Genomic DNA, 9,657 nt, shown 5'->3' on the forward strand with positions numbered 1-9,657 from the left:
CTAGGCTGTAGGCGACGGATTCGCGGAGCGCCGACGCGGCCTGGAGACCAGCCCCTCGGCGGCCCTCTGATCGCGTCGCGCGATCCGCTCCAGGCGCTTGGCGTGACGATCCGGCCAGATCTCCTCGGGGGGAATCCCGATGGCCTCGGCGATCAACCGCTCGCCCTTCGGCCAAGGGCTCTGGGTGACCCTGGACAGGGCCGTCGGGCAAAGGTTGTGATGCACGGAAAGTCGACGAAGCGACCAGCCCGCTTTACGCAAAGCGGCCACGATGTCGGCGGGATGCCAGTCCTCGCGAGAGGCTGGGGCGGCTGTATTGCTTGGGTGTGATGTGTTCATGCAGACAACTTTACAGCACGAAACAACCGCTCGCAACTTGCGAAAAAGTGTTTTTTTAGCGCGCCAAGTTCGGCGTTCCGAATTCGCGGTGCGCGCCGCCTCCAAAATCGAGGAAACGTCAATGGAAACAAATGGAAGAGATGATCTCGGCGGCACTGAAAGCCGCGCGATCGAATCGCCGAGTTTGGCCGACCAGGTCGGCGCTGCGTTTGCTGCGCGCATGAACGAGCGGATTCGCGCCCTTGGCATCACAAACGCCGTCGTTTCTGCGCGGTGCGGATATGCGGAATCAACCGTCAGAAAGTGGCGTAAGGGGAAATCCACGCCGGACCTTGCCGCGATACATGCACTGGCCGCAGCGCTGGAGGTAACCCCGGAATGGCTAGGAGGAGGCGCTGGAGATGTGGCGCCTGCACCGAAAGGCGGTGCGGGGATGCGCGCGACCCCAGTATCCGCGCGCCATGCAGCGGTCGCGTCGACCGAGAGCCGGCCGATGGAAGAGGCAGACGTGCGGATATTCTTCGGCGTGGTCAGCGCAGTCCAGCGCCTTGAGGGTCGCATCCCAGAGCCCATCAAGGCCGAGGTCGCCGTGCGCATGCGCCACGCCCTGGCCGTCATGGCTCGCGACCAGGACCACCAAGCCAGACTTGATCAAGACGACCTCGACGACCTTGCGCGCATCGCCAGCAAGCTGTTGTAGCCGTCTCATCAAAGCGCCTTGCGCGCTAAATGTGCCGCTAACTTACGCTCATCCATGTTGCGTCGCTCCTTCCCTAAAAACCCGCCGGAGTGCCGAAGAAATGCCGACGGCACCGCTACTTAGCGCGCTTTATCTCGGCTTATCCCTTCTAATCCCATTTCTTAAACCATGTTGCGTCTAACAGCCATCGCCGAGGCGGGCCGATGCGCGAGCCGGGCCGATCCTTTGGCGCTGCGCATGCTCGGTTTTCGAATCCCACCCGTAAGACACGCGGACGAGGACGCATGGGTCGTTGCCCTCGCTCAATCCTTGCCGATCTCCGTCCGGGTCTTTGCGCGAGGCCGGTTGATCTCCGGCGGAATCGCCCCCCGGATCGTCGCATTCCGTTCTTCGATCAGCCATTTTTGGTAGATGAGCGAGGTGTTTGTCCGCGGCTGCTGCTCTTTGGCGGGTTCTCTCGTTCGCTGCCGATCGAGTCGTGCCGGAGGTTGCGCCGTCGGATACGGGCTCAGGTCGGATCCTTGATCCGGTGAGGGGCTCGCCGGTTTGCGGGGAATGTCCAGCGTCTCCCCGGCTGCATCCTGAGGGCAGGCGACATCGCTGAAGGAAACCTTCCCGTCCTTGCTTATGCACTTGTGTATTTCAGCTGCGCTCGGTGGCGAGAATCCGCCGACGGAAATGGCGAGAATCATGAAGTAATCTTGGCAGCGTCCCGGCATGTGTTTCCTCCTGGCTCGTGATCAAGCGTCTTGACCGCCCTATTCACTCCCGGCAGGGCGATAGAGCTGGACGGTTTCCTGCTCGTTGGCGTTGTTGCGCGCAACGATGGCGAGCGCGGGTTCGGTGTCACTGAGATTTCTGGGTTGGTGGGGTACGTCCGCCGGGATAAAGATGAAGTCGCCTTCGTCGTTGACCACCGAGTCCCGAAGGTTCTCGCCGTAGCGTGTCTCGACGCGGCCCTTGAGCAGATAGATGGCGGTTTCGAAGCCCAGGTGCAGGTGGGGCTCGGCCTCGCCTGCGGGCGGGATGACCACCAGGTTCATCGAGATCCCCGCGGCGCCGGCCGTGGCCTCGGAGATGCCTACGAAGTTGGGCAGCCGCTGCAGCGTGTCGGTGGGACGCTCGGGGCGGACCGTCACGATCTTTGCGTTCATGACTTGGGTTCTCTGGTTCGCTGACGTCTCTCGGATCATGGGGGTCGCGACCTGCCGGGAGAAGGCGCGCAGGTCGCAGAGGAGCATCGACCGCAGGGTCACGAGGCCGAGCTTCAGGTCTCTCCGCCCTCGACCTCCGCCCACGGCGGAATGCGGGGCACTCGACGTGCGCGGGCGACGACATCCTCCAGACCGGGGCTGCCGGGGGAGATCGGAAGCGGAAATCCTCGTGCCCCCAAGGCCACTTCCCGTGCCTTCTCCCAATCGACGATGCCGGGGCCGTCGGCGGTTTCGGCCTCGATCGCCTTCTCCATCGGTTTCAGGCTGCCTTTCCAGCGCTTTTCGTCCTCGGCGAGCGGCGCGTGTGCCTCCAGGTAGACCTCGCCGGCGCGCGATCCGACGAGATAGGGCTGGTTCACGACCGTGACCTTGGTCCCGATCGGAACCTCCGCGAACAGGCGCTCGATGTCCTCCGGGTAAAGCTGGATGCAGCCGTGGCTCACGCGCATGCCGATGCCGAAGGGTTTGTTCGTGCCGTGGAGCAGATACTGGGGTCGGCTCAGGCGCATCGCGTGAGCGCCGAGCGGATTGTCGGGTCCTGCCGCGACGACGCCCGGGAGCTGCTCGCCACGCTGCGCGCGCTCCCGACGGATGGATGCAGGCGGCGTCCACGTCGGGTTTTCGGTCTTCTGGATGATCCGCATCTGTCCCAATGGCGTTCGCCAACCCTCTCGACCGATGCCGATGGGGTGGGTGACGACAACCTGTGGCTCGCCTTCCTCGCGCTTGGGGAAATAGAACAGCCGCAGTGTTGCGAGGTTCACGACCACGCCTTCGCGCGGGGCATTCGGCAGGACGTACTGGGTCGGAAGAACCACGCGCGTTCCGTCTCCCGGAAGCCAGGGGTCGACGCCGGGGTTCGCCGCGATGATCTCGTCGTGGCCCAACCCGTAGCGACGCGCGAAATCCGGGAGCGTGTCTTCGTATCGCGCGACCACGACCTGCACGTCTCCGACGACGTCGGTCTCGTCGTCCGGCAGGACGAAGCGATCGGCACGCTCCGGCTCCTTGACGAATAGATGCGAGTCATGAAGCGTCGCACAGCCGCTCAGGGCGAGGGCGGCAAGAAGTATCGAGCACCAGCGCAGCGCAGCGTTCGCTCCGCCGCGGCCCGCCGAGCTTGCCTCGGTAAAATCCCGATCCTGCGTGTATTGGGTTTGGTTAAACACCGAATGACCTCGCTCAGGAAGAGACAGCCTATAGGTTGGCTGTTCATGGCCCCGGTGGCAAGCGACCTGCCTCCGCGCGTACTACACTCAAGCGATTGCGAATACCGGGCGGCACGCTAGGATGATCGACCTCGTTTCGTACGAGATCGTTCGGGCAAACGCCGCCCCGCGATCGGCGGGATCCGGCCCGACGTGATCGGGCGACGGCGTCATGGACCTCGAAGAAAAAGCGACCACAGGGATGTGCAGGCGTCATCCCACCACCGGAGGCGAGCGTCGACAGATGAACAGCGGCTATATCCTCTCCATCGATGAGGGCACCACGGGTACGACGGCGTTGATCTTCGATCACGCCGGGTTGGTCCGCGCGCGTGCCTATTCCGAGTTCACACAACACTATCCCAAGCCCGGATGGGTCGAGCACGATGCCGAAGAAATCGTGCTGATCACGATGAAGGTCATCGCCGAGGCGTTGCGCGCCGGCGGCGTCCCGCCCGACGAGATCCAAGCCATCGGCATCACCAACCAGCGCGAGACGACGGTCGTTTGGGAGCGGGCCTCGGGTCGTCCGGTCGGGCGAGCCATCGTTTGGCAGGATCGGCGCACCGCACGCTATTGCGACGAGCTCAAGTCACGCGGTCTCGAGGAGATGGTCCGGGCTAAGACCGGCTTGGTCATCGATCCTTACTTTTCCGGCACCAAGCTGAAGTGGATCCTGGACAACCAGCCGGGGCTGCGCGAGCGAGCCGAACGCGGCGAGATCTGTTTCGGCACCATCGACTCCTGGCTGGTGTACCGGCTGACGGGCTGCCGCGTGCATATCACGGACTATTCCAACGCCTCCCGCACCATGCTCTACAACATCCGCGACCTCCGGTGGGACGCGGAGCTGCTGGAGTTATTGGAGATCCCTGCCGCCATGCTGCCCGAGGTGCGTCCCTCCTCGCAGATCTACGGCGAGACCGATCCGCAGATGTTCTTCGGCACGCACGGCATCCCGGTCGCCGGCATCGCCGGGGATCAGCAGGCGGCCTTGTTCGGCCAAGCCTGCCACAGCCCCGGGATGGCGAAAAACACCTACGGGACCGGCTCCTTCGTGCTGATGCATACCGGAACCGAGGCAGTGGCGAGCGACGAGCGCCTGCTGACGACGATTGCCTGGGGTGTGGGGGACGAGCCGGTGGAATACGCGCTCGAGGGTGCGATCTTCGTGACCGGCTCCGCGGTGCAGTGGCTGCGCGACGGGCTCGGCATGATCCGTCATGCCTCCGAGACACGCGAGCTGGCGCGATCGGTGCCGGAGAACGAGGGGGTCTACTTCGTTCCGGCCCTGGTGGGTCTCGGTGCCCCGCATTGGGATCCCTATGCGCGCGGCCTGCTGATCGGGATCACGCGGGGGACGACTCGGGGCCATGTCGCGCGTGCGGTGCTCGAGAGCATGGCCTATCAGACGCGCGACGTCATCGAGGCGATGGAGCGCGACTCCGGCATTGCGCTCAAGGAGCTGCGTTGCGACGGCGGGGCGGCGGTCAACAGCGTCCTGATGCAGTTTCAGGCCGACATCCTGGGCGTCACTGTCGAGGTCCCGAGGATCACCGAGACCACGGGGCTCGGCGCGGCCTATCTCGCCGGCCTCGCCGTCGGATTCTGGGCGAGCCGCGAGGAGATCGCCGAGAAGTGGGCGCTGGATGTGCGCTATCACCCGCGCTTCGACGCGGCCAAGCGCGAGCGTTTGTTCAAGCGTTGGCACAAGGCCGTCGAGCTTTCCAAGGGCTGGGCTCTCGATGACGACTGATTCCATGACGCTGCGCGAGAGCAATATCGCCAAGCTGCGCGAGGGTGTGGTCTATGACGCCCTGATCATCGGTGGCGGGATCAACGGGGCGGTGTCCGCCGCCGCTCTGTCGGGAAAGGGCGCCCGGGTCGCCCTGATCGACAAACGCGATTTCGCGGGCTTTACCAGTCAGCAATCGTCGAATCTGGCCTGGGGCGGCATCAAGTATCTCGAAAGCGGCGATTACCTGCTCGTGCGCAAGCTGTGTTTGAGCCGCAATGAGCTGATCCGCAGCTACCCGAGCCGGGTCAAGGAGATCCGCTTCTTCGCGACGATCGACCGCGGGTTTCGATTCTCGCCCTTCTTTTTGTGGCTCGGCACCTGGGTCTACTGGCTGTTCGGCAACGGCTTCACGCGGATCCCGCGCTTCCTCACCAAGGACCGCATCCACCGCGAGGAGCCGGTGGTGAAGACCGACAAGGCGGCCGGCGGATTCGAATACTCCGACGCCTATCTGCACGACAACGACTCGCGCTTCGTCTTCCAGTTCGTGCGCTCGGCGATGGATCGCGGCTGCATCGCGGCGAACTATGTCGAGTCACTCGGTGCACGGCGCGACGGGGAGCTTTGGATTACCCGTGCGCGCGATACACGGACGGGCGAGACCTTCGAGATCCGCTCCAAGATCCTGATCAACGCCGCCGGTCCCTTCGTCGACGATCACAATCAAGTCACCGGGGAGCAGACCGAGCATCAACACCTGTTCTCCAAAGGCATCCACCTGATCGTGCCGCGGATCACGCCCCATCAGCGGATCCTGACCTTCTTCGCCGACGACGGACGGCTATTCTTCGTCATCCCGATGGGCGTGCGCACCTGCATCGGCACCACCGACAACCGGGTCGACACTCCCGAGACCGAGGTCACCGACGCGGATCGCGACTTCGTGCTGGAGAACATCAACAAGCGGGTCGCCTTGGCCGCGCCGCTGAAGCGCGAGGACATCATCGCCGAGCGCTGCGGGGTGCGCCCTTTGGTGGTGAAGCGCCAAGGCGGCGACGGCAGCGGGCGCGACTGGATGCAGCTCTCGCGCAAGCACGAGATCGACGTCGATCGCGCGCATGCCCATCTGTCGATCTTCGGCGGTAAGCTCACCGACTGCGTCAATGTCGGCAACGAGGTCGCGCGGATCGTCGCCGGGCTCGGCATCGACCTGCCGCATGCCGGGTACCGCTGGTACGGCGAGCCGCACCGCTCGGTCTACGAGGAGTACATGCACCAGGCTCGCTTGATGAATCTGGACAGCTACACCTCGCCCGAGTCGATTGAGCCGCTCTCCAGCCGGCTGTGGCGCCGCTACGACCAGCAGGCCTTCGAGCTGCTTGCCCAGATCCGCGAGGACCCCCGCCGGGCCGAGGTCTTAATCAAGGGGACGGATTATCTGCGCTGCGAGATCCAGCTCGCCAAGCGTCAGGAGATGATCGTCACGCTCGAGGATTTCCTGCGCCGTCGCTCCAAGATCGCCCTGGTGGTTCCGCGCCGGCAGATCCAGGAGGCGGAGGGGCTCATGGATGCTTGCGAGATCCTCTTCGGCGAGGCTGCACAGGCGCGATACGCGGAGTATTTCGGCGAGTCTCGAAGCGTCACACGGGCGCAATCCCGCCACCTGGAGTCGGATGCCGCCTGACGTCGAGTCGGCGCTCCGTGCCGGGACTCCGAGCCTGGCTCCGAGCAGGTTCCGCGACGACACAACCACCCGAGGGCAACGGCCATGACCCCATTCTTCGGAGAGCTGATCGGTACCGCCCTGCTGATCCTGCTCGGCAACGGTGTCGTGGCCAACGTCCTGTTGACCGGGACCAAGGGCCAAAACGGCGGCTGGATTGTCATTGTTTGGGGTTGGGGCATGGCCGTGTTCGTGGCCGTGTTCACGGTCGCCGCGTTCAGCGGCGCCCACCTGAATCCGGCGGTCTCGGTCGGCCTCGCGGTCGCCGGCAAGTTCGAATGGGGTCAGGTGCCTGCCTACGTTCTGGCGCAGTTCATCGGGGCCATGATCGGTGCAGTGCTGGTCTGGCTGACCTACTGGCCGCATTTCGCACGCACCGAGGATCCCGACCTCAAGCTCGCCTGTTTCTGCACCGCCCCCGCCGTGCGCAACGCGCCATCCAACCTCTTCTCCGAGATCATCGGTTCCTTCGTCCTGGTGTTCGCTGTGCTCTTCCTCGCCGTGTCCGTCTTCGGCCTGGGTGCACTGGATGCCCTGCCGGTCGGTCTGCTCGTCCTGGCCATCGGTCTGAGCCTCGGTGGTACAACCGGCTATGCGATCAACCCGGCGCGCGATCTCGGGCCTCGGATCGTGCATGCACTGCTGCCCATGCCGGGCGGCAAGCGCGACAGCGATTGGGGCTATGCCTGGGTCCCGGTGGTCGGTCCACTCCTCGGCGCTGGGCTGGCCGGTCTCCTGTATCTGGTGCTGCAGGACCCGACCAGCGTGCAGTTTCGGTGATGCCCATGCCCGCGCGTTACAAGCACATGGGAGAACTCCGATGAGTCGACACACGCCAAAGCAACCCGATCGGCCGAGCCGGCGCCGATTCCTCGGGGCTGCCGCCGCGCTGCTCGGCGGCGCGGCGCTGCCCGGTCTTCCCTCGGCCCAACAGTCAGCCAGGCCGCCAGCCGACATCGATCCGGCCCGCTTCGCCGCCGCGCGTCGCTGGCTGACGAGCGAACTCACGCCCTCGACCCTGGATCCCGACGCGCAGATGGCCGAGATGCAGTTCTTCATCCGCGCGGCGGCACCCTTCCGGGGGCAGCGCATCCATGTCGTATCCGAGACCATCCCGACCCATGTCTACGAGCAACGCATCCTGGCTCGGGCCTTCCATGAGATCACGGGCATCCAGGTCCAGCACGACCTGATCCACGAGGGTGAGCTCGTCGAGCGCATCCAGCGTCAGACCCGGACCGGGCGAAACCTCTACGACGCCTATGTCAACGACTCGGACTTCATCGGCACGCATTTCCGCAGCGACGGCGTCGTGCCGCTGTCGGACTGGATGGTCGGCGAGGGCGCCGAGGTCACGCTTCCGACGCTGGATCTGGATGATTTCATCGGTCTCTCCTTCAGCACCGGTCCCGACGGCGTCCTCTACCAATTACCCGACCAGCAGTTTGCGAACCTCTATTGGTTCCGCGACGACTGGTTCCGGCGCGACGACCTGAAGCGCGGTTTCGAGACCCGTTACGGCTATCCGCTCGGCGTTCCGCTCAATTGGAAGGCCTACGAGGACATCGCCGACTACTTCACGAACCATGTCCGCGAGATCGACGGGCGACGCGTCTACGGACACATGGATTACGGCAAGGTCGACCCCTCGCTCGGTTGGCGCTTCACCGACGCCTGGCTCGCGATGGCCGGGGTCGGGGATCCGGGTCTGCCCAACGGCATGCCGGTCGACGAGTGGGGGATCCGGGTCGAGGATTGCAGGCCGGTCGGGTCTTCCGTCTCGCGCGGCGGTGCGACCAACAGCCCGGCCGCCGTCTACGCCCTGCGCAAGTATCTGGAGTGGCTGCGCGCCTTCGCGCCCCCGGAGGCGCTGGACATGACCTTCACGGACGCCGGCCCGGTGCCCGCACGCGGCGACATCGCCCAGCAGGTCTTCTGGTACAGCGCCTTTACGCCCGAACTTGTCAAGCCCGGATCGGCCGTGATGGACAGCGACGGACTGCCCAAGTGGCGGGTCGCGCCCTCGCCCCACGGCGCCTATTGGGAGCCCGGCATGAAGCACGGCTACCAGGACTGCGGTGCCTGGACCCTGCCTGCCACGACACCAATCGATCGCCGTCGGGCGGCCTGGCTCTACGCCCAGTTCTGCGTCTGCAAGACGGTGTCGCTCAAAAAGACCCTGGTCGGGCTGACCCCGATCCGTCGCAGCGACCTCGCCTCCGAGGCCATGACCGCGGCGGCACCCCGCCTCGGCGGCCTGGTGGAGTTCTATCGCAGCCCGGCACACATGGCCTGGACCCCGACCGGCCTCAATGTTCCGGACTATCCGAAGCTGGCGCAGCTATGGTGGACTCGCATCGGCGAAGCGGTCCAAGGAAAGACCGATCCGCAACAGACCATGGACAATCTGGCCGAGGCCCAAGACCAGACCTTGGCGCGCATTGCGGCATTGGGCCTGTCCAAACGCTGCGCGCCGCAGCTGTTGGCACCCGAAGACCCGACCGTCTGGCTCGCCAGACCGGGCGCCCCGAAACCGCGATTGCCGGACGAGGAGGGGATCGGCAAGACCATGGACTACGAGACCCTCTTGGAGGCGTGGCGGACCGGAACCGTCGGCGTCTGATCCGGCGGCGTGTAGAATGAGTACGGCCACCTTCCCTGATGGGTTTTTCCTCTTAAATCGTCAACTTGTATGAGGGAGAGCGGTGGGCCTCCCTCGGGGTGCTTGAACAACA

9 protein-coding genes are annotated in these 9,657 nt (G+C 64.9%); 5 read left to right on the plus strand and 4 right to left on the minus strand.

All coding sequences use genetic code 11. The annotated features are described in order from the left end of the window. A complete protein-coding gene (locus BLV04_RS22125) occupies window positions 1-339 on the minus strand; it encodes a helix-turn-helix domain-containing protein (protein WP_093037896.1) in 339 nt (112 codons plus the stop codon). Between BLV04_RS22125 and BLV04_RS22130 the strand changes: the two genes are divergently transcribed. Continuing rightward, a complete protein-coding gene (locus tag BLV04_RS22130) occupies window positions 338-1,039 on the plus strand; it encodes a helix-turn-helix domain-containing protein (protein ID WP_175534758.1) in 702 nt (233 codons plus the stop codon). The genes BLV04_RS22125 and BLV04_RS22130 overlap by 2 nt on opposite strands. A 302-nt stretch (window positions 1,040-1,341) precedes the next feature. On the opposite strand, the gene BLV04_RS22135 is transcribed toward BLV04_RS22130, so the two are convergent. The 3 genes from BLV04_RS22135 to BLV04_RS22145 all read right to left on the minus strand — a co-directional run bounded on the left by BLV04_RS22135 (window position 1,342) and on the right by BLV04_RS22145 (window position 3,422). After that, window positions 1,342-1,731, minus strand: coding sequence for a DUF4124 domain-containing protein (locus BLV04_RS22135; protein ID WP_217633775.1), 390 nt, complete (start codon window positions 1,729-1,731; stop codon window positions 1,342-1,344). A gap of 66 nt (window positions 1,732-1,797) precedes the next feature. Beyond that, window positions 1,798-2,193 carry a cupin domain-containing protein gene (locus BLV04_RS22140; RefSeq protein WP_093037899.1) on the minus strand — a complete coding sequence of 132 codons (396 nt, stop codon included), beginning with the start codon at window positions 2,191-2,193 and terminating at the stop codon, window positions 1,798-1,800. A gap of 113 nt (window positions 2,194-2,306) precedes the next feature. Further along, window positions 2,307-3,422, minus strand: coding sequence for a L,D-transpeptidase family protein (locus BLV04_RS22145; RefSeq protein WP_093037881.1), 1,116 nt, complete (start codon window positions 3,420-3,422; stop codon window positions 2,307-2,309). A gap of 283 nt (window positions 3,423-3,705) precedes the next feature. Between BLV04_RS22145 and glpK the strand changes: the two genes are divergently transcribed. The 4 genes from glpK (at window position 3,706) to BLV04_RS22165 (ending at window position 9,545) form a co-directional block, all read left to right on the plus strand. Then, window positions 3,706-5,217, plus strand: a complete 1,512-nt coding sequence (gene glpK, locus BLV04_RS22150; RefSeq protein ID WP_093037884.1) for a glycerol kinase GlpK — start codon at window positions 3,706-3,708, stop codon at window positions 5,215-5,217. Between the two features lie 4 nt (window positions 5,218-5,221). Then, entirely contained in the window at window positions 5,222-6,883 is a 1,662-nt protein-coding gene (locus tag BLV04_RS22155; protein WP_093037887.1) for a glycerol-3-phosphate dehydrogenase/oxidase, read from the plus strand. A gap of 84 nt (window positions 6,884-6,967) precedes the next feature. Further along, entirely contained in the window at window positions 6,968-7,702 is a 735-nt protein-coding gene (locus BLV04_RS22160; protein WP_093037890.1) for an MIP/aquaporin family protein, read from the plus strand. 40 nt (window positions 7,703-7,742) lie between these two features. Then, complete coding sequence (locus BLV04_RS22165; protein ID WP_093037893.1) at window positions 7,743-9,545, plus strand: ABC transporter substrate-binding protein; 1,803 nt, start codon at window positions 7,743-7,745, stop codon at window positions 9,543-9,545. The last annotated feature ends 112 nt before the right edge of the window (window positions 9,546-9,657 follow it).

Origin of the sequence: Thiocapsa roseopersicina (assembly GCF_900106925.1) — a bacterium.
In the GTDB taxonomy this organism is placed as follows: Bacteria; Pseudomonadota; Gammaproteobacteria; order Chromatiales; family Chromatiaceae; genus Thiocapsa; species Thiocapsa roseopersicina.